This window comes from Mesorhizobium sp. M0276 (genome assembly GCF_040321755.1).
GTDB lineage: Bacteria > Pseudomonadota > Alphaproteobacteria > Rhizobiales > Rhizobiaceae > Mesorhizobium.
Window position 1 is genome coordinate 12,612 of the sequence record NZ_JAMYSC010000013.1, and the last position, 19,319, is coordinate 31,930.

At 63.1% G+C, this 19,319-nt stretch carries 17 protein-coding genes; 8 read left to right on the forward strand and 9 right to left on the reverse strand.

The window, feature by feature from the left end; all coding sequences use genetic code 11:
• Positions 1 to 67 precede the first annotated feature (67 nt).
• Positions 68 to 922, reverse strand: a complete 855-nt coding sequence (locus NKJ01_RS12355) for a MetQ/NlpA family lipoprotein (protein WP_352728242.1) — start codon at positions 920 to 922, stop codon at positions 68 to 70.
• Positions 923 to 1,484: 562 nt separating this feature from the next.
• On the opposite strand from NKJ01_RS12355, the gene NKJ01_RS12360 reads away from it, so the two are divergent.
• From NKJ01_RS12360 to NKJ01_RS12385, 6 genes are all read left to right on the forward strand, one after another.
• The gene (locus tag NKJ01_RS12360; protein WP_352728244.1) at positions 1,485 to 1,883 is read left to right on the forward strand and encodes a hypothetical protein; all 399 of its coding nucleotides are present in this window, start codon (positions 1,485 to 1,487) and stop codon (positions 1,881 to 1,883) included.
• 256 nt (positions 1,884 to 2,139) lie between these two features.
• Positions 2,140 to 3,348, forward strand: coding sequence for an ABC transporter substrate-binding protein (locus tag NKJ01_RS12365; RefSeq protein ID WP_352728246.1), 1,209 nt, complete (start codon positions 2,140 to 2,142; stop codon positions 3,346 to 3,348).
• An 11-nt stretch (positions 3,349 to 3,359) separates the two neighbouring features.
• Complete coding sequence (locus tag NKJ01_RS12370) at positions 3,360 to 4,139, forward strand: ABC transporter ATP-binding protein (RefSeq protein ID WP_352601819.1); 780 nt, start codon at positions 3,360 to 3,362, stop codon at positions 4,137 to 4,139.
• On the forward strand, positions 4,132 to 4,842 hold the full coding sequence (locus NKJ01_RS12375; RefSeq protein WP_352728248.1) for an ABC transporter ATP-binding protein: 711 nt from the start codon (positions 4,132 to 4,134) through the stop codon (positions 4,840 to 4,842). The genes NKJ01_RS12370 and NKJ01_RS12375 overlap by 8 nt, the downstream gene beginning before the upstream one ends.
• Positions 4,843 to 4,849: 7 nt before the next feature.
• Positions 4,850 to 5,737, forward strand: a complete 888-nt coding sequence (locus NKJ01_RS12380) for a branched-chain amino acid ABC transporter permease (protein ID WP_352728249.1) — start codon at positions 4,850 to 4,852, stop codon at positions 5,735 to 5,737.
• Between the two features lie 43 nt (positions 5,738 to 5,780).
• Positions 5,781 to 6,752: a branched-chain amino acid ABC transporter permease gene (locus tag NKJ01_RS12385; RefSeq protein ID WP_352728426.1), complete on the forward strand. Its 972-nt coding sequence runs from the start codon at positions 5,781 to 5,783 to the stop codon at positions 6,750 to 6,752.
• A gap of 108 nt (positions 6,753 to 6,860) precedes the next feature.
• On the opposite strand, the gene NKJ01_RS12390 is transcribed toward NKJ01_RS12385, so the two are convergent.
• Positions 6,861 to 8,843: a BTAD domain-containing putative transcriptional regulator gene (locus NKJ01_RS12390; protein ID WP_352728251.1), complete on the reverse strand. Its 1,983-nt coding sequence runs from the start codon at positions 8,841 to 8,843 to the stop codon at positions 6,861 to 6,863.
• Between the two features lie 155 nt (positions 8,844 to 8,998).
• Between NKJ01_RS12390 and NKJ01_RS12395 the strand changes: the two genes are divergently transcribed.
• Together NKJ01_RS12395 and NKJ01_RS12400 are read left to right on the forward strand one after the other, a co-directional pair.
• Positions 8,999 to 9,997: a DMT family transporter gene (locus tag NKJ01_RS12395; RefSeq protein WP_352728253.1), complete on the forward strand. Its 999-nt coding sequence runs from the start codon at positions 8,999 to 9,001 to the stop codon at positions 9,995 to 9,997.
• Positions 9,981 to 10,844 carry a DUF1194 domain-containing protein gene (locus NKJ01_RS12400; protein ID WP_352728255.1) on the forward strand — a complete coding sequence of 288 codons (864 nt, stop codon included), beginning with the start codon at positions 9,981 to 9,983 and terminating at the stop codon, positions 10,842 to 10,844. The genes NKJ01_RS12395 and NKJ01_RS12400 overlap by 17 nt, the downstream gene beginning before the upstream one ends.
• 192 nt (positions 10,845 to 11,036) lie before the next feature.
• Here the strand turns inward: NKJ01_RS12400 and NKJ01_RS12405 are convergent, their stop codons facing one another.
• The 7 genes from NKJ01_RS12405 to NKJ01_RS12435 all read right to left on the reverse strand — a co-directional run bounded on the left by NKJ01_RS12405 (position 11,037) and on the right by NKJ01_RS12435 (position 19,190).
• The gene (locus NKJ01_RS12405; protein ID WP_352728257.1) at positions 11,037 to 12,017 is read right to left on the reverse strand and encodes a 2-dehydropantoate 2-reductase; all 981 of its coding nucleotides are present in this window, start codon (positions 12,015 to 12,017) and stop codon (positions 11,037 to 11,039) included.
• A 2-nt stretch (positions 12,018 to 12,019) separates the two neighbouring features.
• A complete protein-coding gene (locus tag NKJ01_RS12410; protein WP_352728259.1) occupies positions 12,020 to 13,546 on the reverse strand; it encodes an acyl--CoA ligase in 1,527 nt (508 codons plus the stop codon).
• A gap of 91 nt (positions 13,547 to 13,637) precedes the next feature.
• Positions 13,638 to 15,224, reverse strand: coding sequence for a gamma-glutamyltransferase (ggt, locus tag NKJ01_RS12415; RefSeq protein ID WP_352728260.1), 1,587 nt, complete (start codon positions 15,222 to 15,224; stop codon positions 13,638 to 13,640).
• 46 nt (positions 15,225 to 15,270) lie between these two features.
• Positions 15,271 to 16,071 carry an ABC transporter permease gene (locus tag NKJ01_RS12420; RefSeq protein ID WP_352728262.1) on the reverse strand — a complete coding sequence of 267 codons (801 nt, stop codon included), beginning with the start codon at positions 16,069 to 16,071 and terminating at the stop codon, positions 15,271 to 15,273.
• Positions 16,068 to 16,988 carry an ABC transporter permease gene (locus NKJ01_RS12425; protein ID WP_352728263.1) on the reverse strand — a complete coding sequence of 307 codons (921 nt, stop codon included), beginning with the start codon at positions 16,986 to 16,988 and terminating at the stop codon, positions 16,068 to 16,070. The genes NKJ01_RS12420 and NKJ01_RS12425 overlap by 4 nt, the downstream gene beginning before the upstream one ends.
• The gene (locus NKJ01_RS12430; protein ID WP_352728428.1) at positions 16,988 to 18,070 is read right to left on the reverse strand and encodes an ABC transporter ATP-binding protein; all 1,083 of its coding nucleotides are present in this window, start codon (positions 18,068 to 18,070) and stop codon (positions 16,988 to 16,990) included. The genes NKJ01_RS12425 and NKJ01_RS12430 overlap by 1 nt, the downstream gene beginning before the upstream one ends.
• 79 nt (positions 18,071 to 18,149) lie before the next feature.
• Entirely contained in the window at positions 18,150 to 19,190 is a 1,041-nt protein-coding gene (locus NKJ01_RS12435) for an ABC transporter substrate-binding protein (protein ID WP_352728265.1), read from the reverse strand.
• Positions 19,191 to 19,319: the final 129 nt, after the last annotated feature.

Below are 19,319 nucleotides of genomic sequence, written 5' to 3' on the forward strand. Positions count from 1 at the left end.
GAGTGCGGCCCGCGCGTGGCGCGGACCGCCTTGCTGTCAAAGCAGACGCTTGAGCGCCTGTATGTCCTCAATAGGCGCTGAGGCCGGTGCCCTTGTAGACCTTGTTGAACTCGGCTTTCACCGCCTCGTTCTGGTACGAAGCCACCAGCGTTTTCACCCAGGCCTCGTTCTCGTTGCCGGACTTCACCGCGATGAAGTTGCGGTACGGATTGTCGGCAATGGGCTCCTGCGCGATGCGGTTTTCCGGCGTCAGGCCGCTTTTTAGCGCCCAATCGGTGTTGACCACGGCAGCGTCGAGATCCTCAACCGAGCGTCCAACGATGCCTGCGTCCAACTCCTTGATTTGGACCTTCTTGGGATTTTCCGCGATGTCGGCAGTGGTGGCCAAGATGCCGGTGGCGTCTTTCAGCTTGACCACGCCTTCATTCTGCAAGACGCGCAGCGCCCGGCCTTCATTGGAGGGGTCGTTCGGAACGCCGATGACCGCGCCCTCGGGCAGCTCGGCGACCTTGGTGTACTTCTTCGAGTAGAGACCGATCGGCCATACGCCGGTGTAGCCGACGCGGACGATGTGATACCCTTGAGTCTTGATCTGGTTGTCGAGATAGGGCTGGTGCTGGAAGGCGTTGGCGTCGATCTCGCCACGCTCCAGCGCCTCGTTGGGTTGGGTGTAGTCGTTGAACACCACGGTCTCGATGGCGAGGCCCTTTTCGGCAGCCTGGGCGACGACGACCCGCCACACATCCTCGTCTTCGCCGCTGATGATGCCGACCTTGATCGCCTTCTTGTCTTCGGCGAACGACGCGCCGGGCGCCAACAGGCTGCCAATCGCGACGGCCGAGGCAAACAGCAGAGCAAGGCCACTGCGCCGGCTTAGGGGTGACCAGAGGGAAGAGGGCGAAGTGTTTTTGAAGTCGGTCATGATTGATCTCTGCGGTTGTGAAGTCATCGCGGCCAGGCGGACTGCCTAAGCCTTGGTCGCATCGTCATAAATTCTATCGATTATATCAAAGAACGCATTTCGCCGTTCCCACCACAGCCAGGAATATTCTCTCAAAAATTTCAACGAAGAGAGAACAGGACGGCTTCGGCCGACCGCAGCGGTGCACACAGCATCGACGACCCGCCGCCTTTTACGATTCTTTCGCACGAGTGGGAGACGCCCGGCCGCTGGTGGCGGAAGCAGTTGCGGGGGCGGTGACCGGATGATCATGGATGCGACCCTTGCGGCTCACGTCCGGTTTCCGACCACCACCCCGGCGCACGTCCCAGTGGCCGGCCATGATCCAGCCATGGCAACTTTTTCGTGAAGCTGCACGGGTTGATCCGATAGCCTGTTTGCCTAGGTAAAGAAGCGGCGGGGGCCATGCAAATCCGACAGTCGGTATGACATTTTCCTCGATTCGAAAGCTCGCCATTCCTGTTCTCTTCGCCGGTATCCTGTCTTCCTGTCTTCCTGCGTCGTTCCCGACGATACGTCACGCATGGCCAAGGCTGACCCCACAGCGTCGGCGGCCCGCAAGGAGATGGTCGGTCTCAGCGAAGCCGACGTTCGAATGTGCGCCGGGTTTCCGACCGCCACCGCGGACGCTGGCCGCTCGGGCCAGATTTGGACCTACAAGCGCATCGTTCAGCGCGGCAATCTAAGCATTGTCGTTCCAACCCTGGCGGTCGGCGCGATCCCGGCGGTCGGCGGTTCCGTCAATGTCGCTCCCGGCGGTTATTGCGATACGCAAATCCGCATGGTCGACGGCCGCGTTGCCGAAGTCGCCTACGCCGGCGACAACAATCTGCCGAACAGGCGCGACGCGCTGTGCGTCAGCACGGTGGATGCCTGTGTTGCCTATGCCCGCCAACACAGTCAGAGGCCGGCGGCCAGATAGCCGGCGGCAACGAAAACCGCGACGGCAGGCCGTGGTGCTCGACCTGTTGAAGGAGTTGCAGCGCGCGTTCGCCGTCGCCATTCCTGTATCTCGGTCTGTGTCTGCATTGTCCGCGTAATGGCGCCAAAGTGCGCCGCTTCGGCCATGAAATGCGCAATGGCCTCTTGCCGATCATGCTCATCTTCCTAATGTTCGTCTTGCCGATGATCGATCGTGGAGGGCCGGTCGGCTTCATCGTGATGGGAGGAAGTAGACCATGAAGGCATGCTATTTCGTTTCTGCCGCCCTTCTCGCCGCTGTTGCAAGCTCCGCTTCGGGTGCCGAGATTTCCGATGGCAAGGTCAAGATCGGTATCCTCAACGACCAGTCGGGCGTCTATGCCGATTTTGGCGGCAAATGGTCGGTCGAGGCCGCCAAGATGGCGGTCGAGGATTTCGGCGGCAAGGTGCAGGGAGCGCCGGTCGAAATCATCAGCGCCGACCACCAGAACAAGCCTGACATAGCCTCCAACATTGCGCGGCAGTGGTATGACACCGAACAGGTCGATGCCATCATGGAACTGACCACCTCTTCGGTCGCGCTCGCCGTCCAGGGCATTTCCAAGGAGAAGAAGAAGATCGACATCGTTACCGGTGCGGCGACCACGGAGCTGACCGGCAAGCAGTGCTCACCCTACGGTTTCCACTGGGCCTATGACACCCACTCGCAGGCGGTGGGAACCGGCGGCTCTCTGGTGCAGCAGGGCGGCGACAGCTGGTTCTTCGTTACCGTCGACTATGCATTCGGCTATTCGCTGAAGGAGCAGACCGCGAAGTTCGTCGAAAGCCACGGCGGCAAGGTGCTGGGCGAAGTGCGTTATCCCCTAGGGGCGACCGACTATTCGTCCTTCCTGCTGCAGGCGCAATCGTCGGGTGCCAAGGTCATCGGGCTGGCCAATGCCGGCCTTGATACTTCCAATTCCATCAAACAGGCGGCCGAATTCGGCATCGTCCAAGGCGGCCAGCGTCTTGCCGCACTTCTCTTCACGCTGGCCGAGGTGCATGGGCTGGGCCTTCAGGCGGCGCAAGGCGTCGTGCTGACCGAGGGCTTTTACTGGGATCGCGATGACAAGAGCCGCGAATTCGCGCAGCGCTTTTCCAAGCGCACGAACCGCATGCCGAACATGATCCAGGCAGCGACATATTCGGCGGTGACGCAATACCTGAAAGCGATCGACAAGGCCGGCACCGACGAGACCGAAGCCGTCGCCAAGCAACTGCATTCGATGCCGGTAAACGACGTTTTTACGGCCAACGGCAAGGTGCAGGCGGACGGCAACATGATTCACGACATGTATCTTTATCAGGTCAAGTCGCCAGCCGAGAGCACCAAGGAGTGGGACTACTACAAATACCTCGCCACCATTCCCGGCAACGAGGCCTTCCTCAGCGAGAAGGAAAGTGGCTGTTCGACGGCCAGCCAGTGATCGGCGCGGCCATGGCGCCGCCTGAGGTGAACGCGAACGAGCCGCATGTGGTGCTTTCCGCCCGCGGGTTGCGGCGCGACTTTGCCGGCTTCGTCGCCGTCAAAAATGTCGATCTCGATGTCCGCCATGGCAACATCCATGCGCTGATCGGACCCAACGGCGCCGGCAAGACGACCGTCTTCAATCTGCTCACCAAGTTCCTGGCGCCGACCAGCGGCAGGATCGAACTGCTCGGCCACGACATCACCCGAACCTCGCCGGCCAGGGTCGCGCGCATGGGTCTGGTGCGCTCGTTCCAGATATCGGCGATTTTTCCGCACCTCAGCGTACTCGACAATGTGCGCGTCGCGCTGCAGCGGCCGGGCGGGCTCAGCGTCCAGTTCTGGCGCTCGCTCGCGGCGCTCGATCGGCTGACGCCGCGCGCCGAGGAACTGCTGCGGTCGGTCGGTCTCGACGACGCCAGGAACAGGCTTGCCGGCGATCTTTCCTATGGCAGGAAACGCGTGCTCGAGATCGCCACGACACTGGCGCTCGATCCGAAAGTGCTGCTGCTGGATGAGCCGATGGCCGGCATGGGACATGAGGACGTGGCCACGGTTTCCGACCTCATCCGCTCGGTGGCACGGGATCGCGCCGTGCTGATGGTCGAGCACAATCTGACTGTCGTCGCCGACCTTTGCGACTGGATAACGGTCATGCAGCGTGGCGAGGTGCTGGCGGCCGGCGACTACGCCACCGTCAGCCGCGACGAACGCGTGAGGGTCGCTTATATGGGCACCGCCGATGACTAGCGCCGCGCCCCTGCTTGCGGTCAGCGGTCTCAACGCCTGGTATGGTGAGGGTCATGCGCTGCACGGCGTCGATCTGGAGGTGTTTGCCGGCGAGACGGTCACGCTGCTTGGCCGCAACGGCGTAGGCAAGACGACGACGCTTCGCTCCATCATGGGGCTGATCCGCAAGCGAACCGGCCGGATCGCTTTCGACGGCAAGGATCTGATGCGGGTGCCGCTGCACCGCACCGCCCATCAAGGAATCGGCTTCGTGCCGGAGGAACGCGGCATCTTCGCGACGCTGACCGTGGACGAGAACCTGGTGCTGCCACCGGTCGTCGCCGAGGGCGGCATGAGCGTCGAGGAAATATTCGAACTCTTCCCCAATCTGAAGGAGCGGCGCAACAGTCCCGGCACCAGGCTGTCGGGCGGCGAACAGCAGATGCTGGCGATTGCGCGCATGTTGAGAACCGGCGTGAAAATGCTGCTTCTCGACGAGCCGACGGAGGGTCTCGCCCCCGTCATCGTGCAGCGCATCGGTGAGTTGCTGGCAACGTTGAAAAAGCGCGGCATGACGATCCTGCTGGTCGAGCAGAACTTCCGCTTCGCCAGCCGCGTCGCCGACCGATTCTATCTGATGGAGCACGGCAAGGTCGTGGCAGGGTTTCCGATCGGCGAACTGCCGGACCGCATGACGCTGCTGCACGAAGTCCTGGGTGTATGATGGCGCCATGACGATGATCTTCGGAATCCCCGTTCAGGCCTTCCTCGGACAGCTGCTGGTCGGGCTGATCAACGGCTCGTCCTACGCCATGCTGAGCCTCGGCCTGGCCGTCATATTCGGCCTGCTGCGCGTCATCAATTTCGCCCATGGCGCCCAGTATATGTTCGGCGCCTTCGTCGGCTATCTGCTTCTCACCCATCTCGGCATCGGCTATTGGCCCGCTTTGATCCTCGCGCCGCTGATCGTCGGCGTCTTCGGCATCGTCGTCGAGCGCCTGGCACTGTCGAGGCTGTACGATCTCGATCCGCTCTACGGCCTGCTCTTCACCTTCGGTCTCGCGCTCGTGCTCGAAGGCATGTTCCGCTACTATTACGGCGTCTCGGGAAACGCCTACGCCGTGCCGCCGCTGCTTTCCGGCGGCACCAATCTCGGCTTCATGTTCCTGCCCAACTATCGCGGCTGGGTGGTGGTCGCCTCGCTGATCGTCTGCTTCGGGACCTGGGCGCTGATCGAGAAGACCAGGCTGGGATCGTACCTGCGCGCGGCAACCGAGAACCCCCGTCTCGTCCAGGCTTTCGGCGTCAACGTGCCGTTGCTGCTGACGCTGACCTACGGCCTCGGCTCCGCGCTTGCCGGGCTTGCCGGTATTCTGGCAGCACCCGTCTACCAGGTGAGCCCGCTGATGGGATCGGATCTCATCATCGTCGTCTTCGCGGTCGTCGTGGTCGGCGGCATGGGATCGATCCTCGGCGCGATCGTCACCGGCTACATGCTCGGCCTCGCCGAAGGCATGACCAAGGTCTTCTACCCCGAGGCCTCCAACCTGGTGGTCTTCGTCATCATGGCCATCGTGCTTTTGGTCCGGCCGGCCGGCCTGTTCGGAAGGGACGCCTGAGATGCCGGGAGAGACATCCGAGACGTCGGAAGCGACATCTGACATGGCCGACCTGACGCTCCGCGAGAAGCCCTCCAGGACCTCGGCAAGGCTTGAATGGACGCTGGTCGGGCTCGGCATCGTGGCGCTGCTGGTTGCGCCTTTCCTGGTCTATCCGATCTTCCTGATGAAGATGCTGTGTTTCGCGCTGTTTGCCTGCGCGTTCAATCTTCTGCTCGGCTATACCGGGCTCCTGTCGTTCGGCCACGCCACCTTCTTTGGCGGCGCCGCCTACTTCACCGCGCATGCCGTCAAGGTCTGGGGCTGGCCGCCGGAAGCGGGCATCCTGCTTGGCATGGCGGGCGCGGCCCTGCTCGGCCTCGTCATGGGCCTTTTCGCCATTCGCAGGCAAGGCATCTATTTCGCCATGATCACGTTGGCGCTGTCGCAGATGTTCTTCTTCTTCTGCGTGCAGGCGCCCTTCACGCAAGGCGAGGACGGCATCCAAGGCGTGCCGCGCGGCATCCTGCTTGGCGTCCTCGACCTGAATGTCTCGCTGAACATGTATTATTTCGTGCTTGTCGTGTTCCTGGTCGGCGTCTTCGCCATCTGGCGCATCGTCAATTCGCCGTTCGGCATGATCCTGCGCTCGATTCGCGAAAACGAGAACCGTGCCATTTCGCTGGGCTATTCCGTCGCCAACTACAAGCTGGGGGCTTTCGTCATGTCGGCGGCGCTGGCCGGGCTGGCCGGCTCGCTCAAGGCGATCGTCTTCCAGTTCGCCACGCTCACCGACGTCACCTGGCAGATGTCGGGCGAGGTAATCCTGATGACGCTTCTCGGCGGCATCGGCACGATGGTCGGGCCGATGATCGGCGCAAGCCTGGTCATCGGACTGGAAAACACCCTTGCCACTTCCGGCTTCCCGGTGACCATCGCCACCGGGCTGATCTTCATGGTGTGCGTGCTGATCTTCCGGCGCGGCATTGTCGGCGAATTTTACGCGCGGGTGATCAGGCGGGCGGGGAAGGAGTGATCAGTTCCGGATAGGTTTGGATTCGGTCCAGCGGTCCTGAAGCATATGCAGGAGGCGTTGCGCCCGACCATGCGGTTCATTAGCAACGATCTGCTCTTCGCGACCTCCTCAGGAGCTCGGAAGGCCAGCCCTCGACAGCATTTCAAGGAATCTCGCGTGATGATGATCCTTCACATAGCGCGGCACAAAGCCGGGGCAGACATTACCCAGGTTGAGATGCGGAAGTTGTGACAGGCAATGATGGATGGCCCGCGAGGCCTCTTCGTTGTTTCCGGTTGCCGACGCGGCAGCAGCCCAGTAGAGGGCGCCGCGAACGAATCCCGGCTTTGTCCTAACCACCCTGCGGGCGGCTTCGAGCGCCCGCCGATCGTCTCCGCCGGCGAACAGTGCAACAGCCAGGCCATGGTGACGCCAGAAGTCGATGACGTCATGCGTTCCGAGCCGGATTGCCTCGTTGGCTTCACGCACTGCTTCACCGACCTGTCCGCGCAACGCGAAGAGCATCGAAATGTCGCCATGGCCGGTCGGATAGCTCGGGTTGAGGCTGATCGCATGTTGGCACTCGGCGATCGCCTCGTCGATGCGACCGGAACTTTCGAGCGCGAAGGACAGGATGCAGCGGGCGATTTCGTCGTCAGGCACTGCCCGTACCGCTGCTTCCGCAAGCTCGACCGCACGCTCGATTTGCCCTGGCTCCCGGGGCAGCGAGCCAAACGCCACGCCCATGGAAATTAAGACCGAGAGCGTTCGCTTCGCACGAGCGTTGTCGGGACCTATCGCGACAGCCTTCTCGGCAAGCTCTATCCCGACCAACAGCGAATCCCGGGTCATTTCAAAATATTTCATGAGAGCTTCGTTCACCAACCTGCGCACTTCAGGGGGACCGGGTGGGCTCTTGTCGCGGACTTTCCAGTTGGTCAGTTGAAGGTCGAGGATCACGGCCAGCACAACCGCCTGAGCGATCCTGTCCTGGAATTCGAGCGCGTTCTCGGAGTGGCCATCGAACTTCTGGGCCCAGACGTTATGGCCGCCGGCGGCATCGACAAGCTGGATGTTCACCCTCAGCCCATTGCCGGATCTCTGGACGCTACCGCTGAGCACATATTGCGCCCGAAGCATGCCCGGGATTTTGGTTTCTTCGGCAGGGCCGTTCTTCTCCACGGGTGGAAATGCGGAAAGCACGATATAGTCGGCGACCTCGGAGAGGGCCGTGGTGATGTCCTGGACGAGTCCCTTGGCGAAAAAATCGTCGCCCTGCTTTCCGGTCAGATTGATGAAGTCGGCAACGCTGATCGATGGGTGCCCGAGGCGCTGGCTGGCTGGAACAGCATTTGCCGGCTGGGCATTTGAGGCCGTGGCGACGGCAGACAGCACGGATTGCCAAAGCGCTCGCGTCTGCGGGCCAACGTGGACGCCGAGCTCCTTCTTCAGCATGCTTCTACAGGCCTCGTATGTCCTAATCGCCCTGTCGTGTTGACCACATGCGAGGAGCAATTCCATCTTGAGCCGGTAGGATTCTTCCCGCGTCGGCTCCATGGCCAGAACACGATCGACCAGGATGACCCCGGTTTCCGCGTCGACGAGGCGGGCCAATTTTTCGAAGGCCTCAAGTGCGCGGCTCAGCAGCCTGTCGCGTTCGGATGCGACCCAGTCATCGAACCCACTGCTTCCCAGATAAAGCCCGTCGAGGAACGGCCCGGTGTAGTTCGCCAGAGCCTTTTCGAGTTCCTGCACGGAACGGGCCGAGAGGCCTGCTTCGAATTCCTCCACGTCAACTCGAACCGCGTCTGGCGCGAGGCCGATTAGGTCCCCGCGGGAATGGATAAGATCCACACCTGCGCGTGACAGATCCCGACGCAGGACGCTGAGCGTTTGCCGCAGGCTATTGCGCGAGTGTTCGCTATCGCTGTCACCCCAAAACAGATCAGCCAGTCTCTCCCGTGTCGCCACCATGCCTGGACACCGGGCCAGATAGGCAACGATCGCAGGACCTCTTTTCCCTGTCAGCCGGAGCGGATCCGCCGATCCATTTTCGATCCGGAAACCACCGAAGAGTGAGATTATATTGGCGCCGCTGCCCTCATTTTGCATTTGCTCTTCCAGCCTGACGAAATTCTAACTCAAAACTAACGCTTCGGAACTCTAGCGCCCCGCACTCAAGCGCTGTCGTGACGCAAGGTCAATTAGCCTTCGCTGAATTAGGGCCAACCGAGTCAGCAACAGGCTTTGGCTCGAGGGGGTGGCGGGTGTCCAAGACTAGAGCCAATTTGCTGCTGCTGTTTGCAGCCGCTTTGTGGGGCCTCGGCAATGTCGCGCAAAAGACGGTGCTTGCTCATCTCGACCCGCTAAGTGCCGTCGGCCTGCGCTGCCTGATCGGTGGGCTGCTTGTGCTGCCTTTCGTCTTGACCGAAAGGCGACTGCCCGCCGGACCGGGCTATCTTTCCAGCCTGGCCATGGTGGGCGTTCTGTTTGCCATCTCCATCACGCTTCAGCAGCTTTGCTATCTCGGCGCCACGGTCACGAATGCAAGCTTCCTGGTGAGCACGGCAACGGTGATGACACCACTGGCCGCCTGGCTGCTCATCGGCGAACGTCCGACAGCGAGCCTCACCGCTGCCGCCGGGCTGACCGTGGTCGGTGCCATGCTCTTGTCCGGCGGGATCGCCGGTCTCAGCAGCGGTGATCTCACAGCCATCCTGTCGGCTGGCTGCTATGCGCTCTGGATGGTCGAGCTTGGTCGGCACATGCAGGCCCATGCGCGGCCGTTCACTGCCGCGGCGACACAGTTCCTCGGCGCCGCCGCCTTCGCCCTGCCGCTCGGGGCACTGCAAGGCAACCTGTCGCTGGCCGCAGCATTTGCAGCCGGTCCGGAACTGGCGGTCCTCGGCGTATTCTCCACCGCAATCGCTTTCGGCATGCAGATTGCCGCCCAGCGCTTCACCTCCGCCAGTCATGCCGCTGTGATCGTCAGTGCCGAAAGCGTCTTCGGCGCCCTCGGCGCGGCGATCTTCCTCGGCGAGCGGAATTCGCCCACGGGTGCACTGGGTGCTGCCATCATTCTCGGTGCGATCCTGTGCGTCGCAATGTCGAACCGAACGCCGCAGGCATGCGCGCCCTTGTTGGCCCGCCCGGTTCAACCCTTCGACGCGGCCTTTGCCATTGGCGCTACTCCAGCAGGCTGGCCGGGCGATCGTGCCGCCGCCAATTCAGGTCCAATGGAGGAATGTGATGACCCTTGCGGTTGATGCGAACGTATTCCCAACCCGACGGCCGCCCAGCACGACAGCAGCGGCCGGCTTTCGCCGGCAGGTTCGGCGATCGACCAGAGAACCGGCAAGACGGATCAATTCGTATTTGAGAGTGGCGGGGACACTTGCAGCTTCGGTGTTTTGGGGACTGCAGGCACACGCAGCCGACGTTGATGTTGCCGTTGTATTCGCTGTCGACTTCTCGTCCTCGATCGATCCAGAGATTGCCGATCTACAGCGTGAGGGTCATGCCGCGGCGCTCACTTCGCCAGAGATCATCGCGGCCATCACGCGGAACTACGTTGGCTGCATCAGTGTGGCCTACTTTGAATGGTCGAGTCCCGGGCACACACGCATTGTGCTGCCGTGGACAAGCATCTGCGGGCTGGAGGATGCCAGAGCGGCCGCGTCGGTGATCAGCAAGAAAGGCGATACCGGCTTTACCCGTAGAGGGCGAAGAGGAACATCCGTTTCCTCCGCTATTGACGTCGGTAGTCTTCTGCTCGACCAGTTTCCGGGAAAGGCGGCCAAGAAAGTAATCGACATCTCCTCCAACGGCGAGAACAACGATGGGCTTCCTGTTCAACCGAGCAGGCTGAACGCCATTGCCAAGGGGTATACGATCAACGCGATCGCCATTCCAACGCAAGATGAGAATCCCGATCAACCGTTGGCATCTTACTTTGCCAAATCGGTCATTGGCGGTTCGCAAGCCTTCGTCATAACGCCGAAGGGGCCAAACGACTACGCGATTGCCCTTCGCCGCAAGCTGGTCACCGAAGTAAGCATGGACGTCGGCCGACAGTTCCCGCCACCGGCCGATGATCGCACTTCAAGCCAGTGATCCCGGAACCTTGAGGAGAGTTGAGCCTAAGCCGGCCTGTCCCGAGCTGGGCGGTATTGGTCGACGATCGCAACGGCTCCGTAAGTAAAGTGGTCGTTAGCCGTTGCAGCGGATGCCGCCATCAACCAGAGCGCGCCCCTGCACATCATTGGGACAGAGCAGCGGCTTCAAGGCCTAGACGCTCCGCGCCCCTCAGCCATAACACCCGCGCTCCACCGCCAGCCGCCGCACCAGCGCCAGCACGGCGTCGATGGTCGGCGTCGGTCTGTCCGTCAGCCGGCCGAGTTCCTGGACGGCCGTCACCAGCGCGTCGATTTCCATCGGCCGCCCGCGCTCGAGATCCTGCAGCATCGAGGTCTTGTGCTCGCCGACATCGCCGGCGCCCTTGATGCGCCGGTCGACCGCTATGGGAAAACGCACGCCGAGGCTTTCGCCGATCGCTTGCGCCTCCAGCATCATTGTGCGGGCGAGCGTGCGGGTGCCCTCATCGGCGACGATCGCCGCCAGCGTGCTGCCGGTCAGCGCCGAGATCGGGTTGAAGGAGAGATTGCCCCACAGCTTCACCCAGATCTCGCTGCGGATGTCGTCGCGCACCGGCGCCTGCAAGCCGGCCTTGACCATTTCGTCGGCCAGAAGCGTGACCCGTTCGCTGCGCTCGCCGGAGGGTTCGCCGAGCGAGAAGCGCTTGCCCTCGACATGGCGGATGAGGCCGGGGTCGTCGACTTCGACGGCGGGATAGACGACCGAGCCGATGACGCGCTGCGGCCCGATCCGCGTCCAGATATTGCCGCCGGGATCGACCGCGCTCAGCCTGGTGCCTTCAAGCGGCCCGCCGACGCCGTGGAAATACCACCACGGCACGCCGTTCTGCATGGTGACGACCGATGTGTGTTCCCCGAGCAGTGGCGCGATCTGGTCAAGGGCCGGGGTGAGGGAATGCGCCTTCAGCGCCAGCACGACATAGTCCTGGGCGCCAAGTTCCTCTGCCTTGGCGGCGGCCCGGACAGGGACCGAAATTTCCCGGCCATCCTCGATCAGGCGCAGGCCATTTGCCTTGATCGCTTCCAGATGGGCGCCGCGCGCGACGATCGAAAGATCGGTCCGCCCAGTGATGGCAAGCTTGGCCGCGAGATAGCCGCCGATCGCGCCAGCGCCGAAAATGGTGATCTTCATCGTCAAAGCCCGAGTTTGGCGGCGAGGCCGATGCGCTGCAATTTGCCGGTCGCGCCCTTGGGAATCTCTTCCAGGATCAGGATCTTGCGCGGCACCTTGAAATCGGCGAGCCGCGTCGCGGCATAGAGGCGGATGTCGCCCTCGGTGGCAATGGTACCGTCGCGCAGCACCACCGCCGCCGCCACCTCCTCGCCGAGCTTGTCATGCGGCATGGCGAAGGTGACGACCTGCGCCACCGCCGGATGGTCCATCAGCACATCGTCGACCTCGAGCGGCGAGATCTTTTCGCCACCGCGATTGATGATCTCCTTGAGCCGCCCGGTGACCCGGAGATAGCCGTCCTCGTCCAGCACGCCCTGGTCGCCGGTGTGGAACCAGCCATGTGCGAAAGCCGTGGCGTTGGCATCCGGGTTCTTCTCGTAGCCGGCGGTCACATTGGGCCCGCGAATAACGATCTCGCCGGTCTCGCCGGCCTCGAGCAGCCGCCCGTCGGGCGCCATGACAGCCACGTCCGGCCCGGCGGAGGCACCGACGCTGCCCGGTTTGCGCCGGCCCGGCGGCAATCCGTTCGACGCCATCTGGTGCGCCGCCTCGGTCATCCCGTAGGATTCGATGACCGGGCAGCCGAAGGTCGCCTCGAGTTCGGCCATCACTTGCGCCGGCAAAGACGCCGAGGACGAACGGATAAAGCGCAGGCGCGCCGTCGCCAGCACCTCGGCATTGCGCGCTGCGCGCGGCAGGATCGCCTGATGCATGGTCGGCACCGCCGTGTACCAGCTTGGCTGCGCCTCGCTCAGCCACTGGAAGAAGCGCAGCGCGTTGAAGCCGGGCGTGCAGTAGATGCTGCCGCCTGATGCCAACGACGACAGCACGGCCGCGATCAGGCCGTGAATGTGGAACAGCGGCATGATGTTGAGACAGCGGTCATCGGCCGTCAAGCCAAGCGTCGCGCCGATATGGGCGGCCGAGGCCGCGATGTTGGCGTGGCTGAGCGGCACCAGTTTTGGACGCGATGTCGTGCCGGAGGTGTGCAGCAGCAGCGCGATGTCGCCCTCCTGCGCCATGTCAGGGGCTGCCGGCGGTGCGATAGCCGCGCCTTCGATCGTGAAGCTGCCGGCGGGCGCGTCAGGCTGCGCGACAAGCCGCAGCACGCCGATGCCGAGGCGCTCGGCCACCGTCACCGCGGGGCCAGTCTCGCCCTCGGCGACAAGGATCGCCTTGGCGCCGATATCGGTCAGGTAGAAATCGAGTTCGTCGGCCCGGTAGGCGGGATTGAGCGGCGCTGTCGAGGCGGCGGCCGCCACCGCGACGAAAGCGGTGGCCATCTCGGGTCCGTTCGGCAACACGATGGCCACCCTGTCGCCCCGGCCGATGCCGCGCGCATGCAGCTGTTTCGCCGTGTCGGCGATCAGGCCACGCAATCCGCCATGGGTGAGCGTCGCCCTGTCGGGTGCCGAAATCGCCGGCGCATCATCGGCGCCGGCGGCGAGACGACGGGAGAGGTCTTTGGGATTTGCAATATTGGTCATGATCACCGGTTGGATTTCGAACGACTATTGGCGGGAGCCTCGCTAACGGGCTTGCCTCGATATGGGATACGCCATTGGACAACGGATCGCCTCAGTAGCCAAGCGCCAAACCATCTTTGCGCGGATCGGAGGCGCCGGTCAGCGTCCCTTTCTCCCAATCGATCAACACCGCCTGTCCGCCACCAAGCGGATGATGCGGCTCGGTGACGCGGTGGCCGCGCCGGCGCAGGCCCTCGATCGCATCGCTGGGAACGCCACGCTCGGCCTCCACTGTATCATCATTGTAGAACACCCGCGGGGCATCCAGCGCCTGCTGCGGGTCCATGCCGAAGTCGAGCATGTTGGTGAGCAGATGGACATGTCCGAACGGCTGGTAGCCGCCGCCCATGACGCCGAACGGCATCACCACCCGGCCGTTCTTCGTCGCCATGCCGGGCATGATCGTGTGCATCGGCCGCTTGCCGGGCGCGATTGCGTTCGGGTGCGCCGGATCGAGGCGGAAGCTCGAGCCGCGGTTCTGCAGCACGATGCCGGTCTTCGGGCTGACCACGCCGCTGCCAAACGAATAGTAGGTCGAGTTGATGAAGGAGACGGCGTTGCGGTCGCGGTCAACGATGGAGATGTAGACCGTGTCGCTGCCTGGCAATTCCACGCGCGGCAGATGCGTCATGGCGCGGTCGCGGTCGATCTCGGCGCGCAGCCGGTCGGCATAGGCGCCGGACAGGAGCTGCTTGACCGGCACCGGGACATGATCCTGGTCGCCGACGTAGCGGTCGCGGTCGCGATAGGCCAGCCGCCCGGCCTCGATCTCCAGATGCAGGCGCTCGGCGCCATTGGGATCGAGCCCGCCGAGCTTGAAGCCCGACAGCACGTTCAGCATCAAGAGCGCCGTCAGCCCCTGATTGTTCGGTGGCATCTGGTGGATGTCATGGCCGCCATAGGAGGTGCTGACCGGCGTCACATAGTCGCCTCTGGTCGCGGCGAAATCCTCGGCCGAATGCAGCCCGCCCAATTCGTTGAGCCGGCTCACCATATCGTCGGCGACGGCACCTTCGTAGAATCCGGCACGGCCACGCCTGGCGATGATGCGCAAGGTGGCGGCGAGTTCCGACTGACGGTGAACATCGCCGGCCTGCGGCGCCTTGCCGCCGGGCAGGAAGATGCGCGCGGCATGCTCGTCGGCCGACAGATCGGTCTCCGGCTCGGCCCAATCGAAGGCGACGCGGTCGTGCACGACATAGCCGGTTTCGGCATAGTGGATGGCAGGGGCCAGCGCCTCGGCCAGGCCCTTGCGGCCATGATCCTCCAGCAGGCGGCTCCAGGCATCGACGGCGCCCGGCACGGTGACCGCATGCGGGCCCTGCAGAGGGATGCGGTCGAAGCCTTTCTCCCGATACCAGTCGACCGTCGCCTTGGCCGGCGCCCGGCCTGAACCATTGAAGGCCAGCACATTGCCTTGTCCCGCCGGGCAGTAAAGTACGAAACAGTCGCCGCCGATGCCGGTCGACTGCGGCTCGACCACCGCCTGCACCGCGGCGGCGCAGACCGCAGCATCCATGGCGTTGCCGCCGGAGCGCAGCATGTCGATTGCGGCAAGGGTAGCAAGCGGATGCGACGTCGCGGCAACCGCCTCAGTGGCACGAACCGGCGAGCGGCCGGGAAACTGGAAATCACGCATTCTGGTGGATATCCCCTGGTCGCTTCTGCAAATTGGTCGTCTGAAATCAATGCCGCCGCCCGAATATCTGCGCAACCGATAACAGCGCGACCGAGAGCACGATCAGGCAGGTCGAGATGGCGGCGATCGTCGGGTCGATCTGGTCGCGCAGCGCATTGAACATGCGGCGCGTCAACGTCGTCGTCTCGCCGCCCGAAATGAACAGCGAAACCACCACCTCGTCGAAGGAGGTGATGAAGGCAAACAGCGCGCCCGAGACGATCGAGAAGCGGATCTGCGGCATGGTCACTTGCCAGAAGGCGGCGACGCGTCCGGCGCCAAGGCTGCGCGCCACCCGCTCCTGGTTCATGTCGTAGGAACGCAGGCCCGACAGCACCGTCAGCACCACCAGCGGCAAGGCCTGTACCGAATGCGCGATGACCAGCCCGGTCAGCGTGTTGTTGAGCCCGATCCGCGCATAGAGGAAGAAGGTGCCGATGCCGATCAGGATCACCGGGACGATCAGCGACGCCGTCAGCAGCGCGTTGATGGTGCCGTTGAAGCGCAGCGTTCCCCTGTTGATCGCGTAGGCTGCGGCGGTGCCGAGCGGTGTCGCGACGAGCACTGTCATGACAGCCACCTTGACTGAGACGATCGTGGCATCGCGCCATTCCACCGACTGGAAATAGGTCTGGTACCAGCGCAGCGACCATTGCTGCGGCGGGAACTGCAGCAGCGTCGAGTCCGAGAACGACATGATGACGATGATGATCGACGGCGCGATCAGGAAGAGAAGCACGAGGCCGCCGAAGCCATAGAGCCAAAGGCGTTGCCGGTGCGAGATCGGCAGGCCGACATCCCCACTCATCGTGAACTCCACACACCGGTGGCGCGCGCGCCGAGCAGCCATTGGAACAGGCCGAGAAGCGCCAGCGTGACCACCAGCAGCACCACGCCAAGCGCGGCGCCTGCACCCCAGCTGGAATAGAGGCTGGTGGTCTGTTCCATGCGCATCGCCCACATGATCACCTTGCCGCCGCCCATCAGCGCCGGCGTGACGAAGAAGCCCAGGCACAGCACGAAGACGATGACCACGCCGGAGGCGAGGCCGGGCAGCGACAGCGGAAAGAAAATCTGTCGGAAGGTGGCGGCCGGACCGGCGCCAAGGTTCATGCCGGCGCGCAGGCAGTCGGTGTCGATGGTTTTCATCGAGGCGTAAAGCGGCAGCACCAGGAACGGCAGCAATATATGCGTCATGCCGATGACGACGCCCGACAGATTGTTGGCGAGCGACAGCGGCTGGCTGATCACGCCGAGGTCGATCAGCCAGCTGTTGATCAGGCCCTTGCGCTGTAGGATCACCAGCCAGGCATAGGTGCGTACCAGCACCGAAGTCCAGAATGGCAGGATGACGAAGATCAGGCAGATCGACGCCGCCCGGCGTGGCAGTTGCGACAGCATGTAGGCCAGGGGATACCCGAGCAGGACACAGGCGCCGGTGACGATGAAGGCGACCTTGAACGTGGTGACGAAGGTCTTGATATAGGAGGCTTGTTCGAAGAAGCGCGCATAGTTGGCGGGACTGAGGGCGCCGGCCTCGTCGAATAGCGACAGCCAGAACAGCCAGCCGATCGGCACGATGATGATGGCAAAGACCAGAAACAGGCTTGGCGACAGCAGCCCCAGCAGCCGCAACGACTCGCGCCGCGCATCGGTTCGCAGCGCTGTGTTCAGGACCTGGTCCGCGCGGGCAGTCTCTTCCATGAGGGCGGGCTGCGCGCTCATCAATCCGCCGCCACCAGGATGGTGTCCCGCGCATCGAGGCCGAGGCTTATCCGCTGGCCGGGAGCAGGCATTTTCGCCAGCACATCGCTGCGGCAATAGTCGCGTAGCGTCAGCTGGCGGCCATCGCGCAACAGCGCGTAGCAGACGAAGCTGTCGCCCTGGTAGATGATGTCACTGAGCGTCGCATCGAGCACATTGACGTCGCTCGCCGGTTCGGCACATGTCAGCAATCGCAGTTTCTCCGGCCGCACCACAATCAGGTACTGGCCCGATGCAGGCGCCGGCGCTGCGGTGTGGATTCGCCTGTCCTCATACCAGACGGACCCATTGCGGCACTCGACCGGAATGAAATTCGATTCGCCTATGAAGCCGGCTACAAACCGCGTTTGCGGCGTGGCGTAGAGGGTTTCGGGCTTGCCGAGCTGTTCGATACGTCCGCCGTTCATGACGGCGATGCGGTCCGACATGGTGATCGCTTCGCGCTGGTCGTGCGTGACATAGACCGTGGTCATGCCAAGCCGGCGATGCAGAGCACGCAGCTCGATCTGCATATGCTCGCGCAGGCCCTTGTCGAGCGCCGACAGGGGTTCGTCCATCAGCACGATGCGCGGCTCGAAGACGATGGCGCGCGCCAGCGCCACGCGCTGGCGCTGGCCGCCGGAGAGCTGGTCGACCCGGCGCTCGCCCAGGCCCTGCAGCTTCACCAGATCGAGCGCCTTCTCGACGCGCTCGGCCGTCTCGGCGGCGGCGACGCCGCGCTGCTTCAGCGGAAAGGCGATGTTGTGGAAGACGTTCATATGCGGAAACAGCGCATAGTTCTGGAACACCATGCCGATGTTGCGCTTGTGCGGCGGCGTGGTGATGATCTCGTCGGCGCCGACCTTGATCGAGCCGGCATTGGCCCGCACGAAGCCGGCCAGGATCATCAGCAGCGTCGTCTTTCCGGAGCCGGAAGGGCCGAGCAGCGTCAGGAATTCGCCGGCCTCGACATCAAGGTTCAGGTCGCGCAGCACCGGCACGCTGCCAAATCGTTTCTCGATCCGGCGCATGCCGATCGGCAGCGCGGATGGCGCAATGGACAAGATCATCGTCTCCTAAATGCTGAGGCGGCAGAAGCAGGGCGAAGCACCGCCCTGCCGTGGTTTGGGTTGTGGCCGCGGCCTATTGCTGGACCAGATTGTTGAACTTTTCCGTCGCCTCGACCAGATTGTCGCGCCAGAACTCGGCGTCCTGCAGCGCCTGCTTCTTGACGTTTTCGGGCGCCGAATTGATGTCCTTGATCCTCTCCTGCGGGATCTTGCCGGTCTCGAAAGCCTTTTCGTTGACCGGCCCATTATCGACATAGAGCGGCAGATTGGCCTGCAATTGCGGGCTGACGAACATCGCCAGCGCCTTCATGGCCGCTTCCTTGTTCTTGGCACCCTTGGGAATGACCATGCAGTCGGCGGTCAGCACGCCCTGGTCGAAGGAGAAGCTGACCGGCGCACCCTGCTTCTTCAAGGTGCCGGCGCGGCCGTTCCAGATGCTCGCCATGTCGACTTCACCATCCTTGACCAGCTGCATGGCCTGGGCGCCGGAGGTCCACCAGGCATCGATATGGCCACGGATCTTGTCGACGGATTTCAAGGCACCGTCGATATCGACCGGATAGACCTTGTCGGTCGGAATGCCTTCGGCAAGTGCCGCGACGCTCAGCGTTTCCGTCGCCTGGCTGCCGCTCAGCGCGCGACGTCCCGGAAATTTCTCCACGTTCCAGAAATCGGCCCATGTCTTCGGCCCTTTGTCGCCGAAGACATCGGTCCGGTAGATGAGCACGACCGACGTGTAGGAAATGCCGACCCAGTCGTCATGGACCAGCTTCGGGTTGATGCCGCTCTTGTCGATGATGCCGTAATCGAGCTTCTCGAACAGCCCTTCCTTCGAACCGCGCGCGCATTCGTCGGCGCCGAGCTCCGTGATGTCCCACTTCACCGCATTGCCGGTCACCTGCAGCCGCACGTCGTCGAGACCGTTGGTGGTGTCTTCCTTGATGGTGATGCCGAGCGCATCGGCGGTCGGCTTGAAGAACGCCTTTGTCTGCGCCTCCTGATAGGTGCCGCCCCACGAGGCGACGGTGATGGTGTCGCCCGCCATTGCGGGGGCAGCGAGCGAGGCCATGAGGCCGGCAACCGCAACAACGCTAACGCTTCTTGTCCTGTTCATTTTCGGCTCTCCAACCGGTGTTCCCATTTGTTTTTGAGTTCGCATGCTATCTTGTATACAATTTTGAGTGTAGCTTGGGGATAGGCGATGTCAACACCGTCCTGCACGATCGGATTGTCCGCGCTTCGT

Bases quoted from the DNA above. Each gene is read 5' to 3' on its own strand.
- NKJ01_RS12435 (WP_352728265.1), bottom strand. From the start codon at position 19,190: ATGAACAGGACAAGAAGCGTTAGCGTTGTTGCGGTTGCCGGCCTCATG.
- NKJ01_RS12360 (WP_352728244.1), top strand. From the start codon at position 1,485: ATGGCCAAGGCTGACCCCACAGCGTCGGCGGCCCGCAAGGAGATGGTC.
- NKJ01_RS12410 (WP_352728259.1), bottom strand. From the start codon at position 13,546: ATGACCAATATTGCAAATCCCAAAGACCTCTCCCGTCGTCTCGCCGCC.
- NKJ01_RS12405 (WP_352728257.1), bottom strand. From the start codon at position 12,017: ATGAAGATCACCATTTTCGGCGCTGGCGCGATCGGCGGCTATCTCGCG.
- NKJ01_RS12370 (WP_352601819.1), top strand. From the start codon at position 3,360: ATGGCGCCGCCTGAGGTGAACGCGAACGAGCCGCATGTGGTGCTTTCC.
- NKJ01_RS12390 (WP_352728251.1), bottom strand. From the start codon at position 8,843: ATGCAAAATGAGGGCAGCGGCGCCAATATAATCTCACTCTTCGGTGGT.
- NKJ01_RS12425 (WP_352728263.1), bottom strand. From the start codon at position 16,988: ATGAGCGCGCAGCCCGCCCTCATGGAAGAGACTGCCCGCGCGGACCAG.
- NKJ01_RS12400 (WP_352728255.1), top strand. From the start codon at position 9,981: ATGACCCTTGCGGTTGATGCGAACGTATTCCCAACCCGACGGCCGCCC.
- NKJ01_RS12375 (WP_352728248.1), top strand. From the start codon at position 4,132: ATGACTAGCGCCGCGCCCCTGCTTGCGGTCAGCGGTCTCAACGCCTGG.
- NKJ01_RS12365 (WP_352728246.1), top strand. From the start codon at position 2,140: ATGAAGGCATGCTATTTCGTTTCTGCCGCCCTTCTCGCCGCTGTTGCA.
- NKJ01_RS12420 (WP_352728262.1), bottom strand. From the start codon at position 16,071: ATGAGTGGGGATGTCGGCCTGCCGATCTCGCACCGGCAACGCCTTTGG.
- NKJ01_RS12385 (WP_352728426.1), top strand. From the start codon at position 5,781: ATGGCCGACCTGACGCTCCGCGAGAAGCCCTCCAGGACCTCGGCAAGG.
- NKJ01_RS12355 (WP_352728242.1), bottom strand. From the start codon at position 922: ATGACCGACTTCAAAAACACTTCGCCCTCTTCCCTCTGGTCACCCCTA.
- NKJ01_RS12380 (WP_352728249.1), top strand. From the start codon at position 4,850: ATGACGATGATCTTCGGAATCCCCGTTCAGGCCTTCCTCGGACAGCTG.
- ggt (WP_352728260.1), bottom strand. From the start codon at position 15,224: ATGCGTGATTTCCAGTTTCCCGGCCGCTCGCCGGTTCGTGCCACTGAG.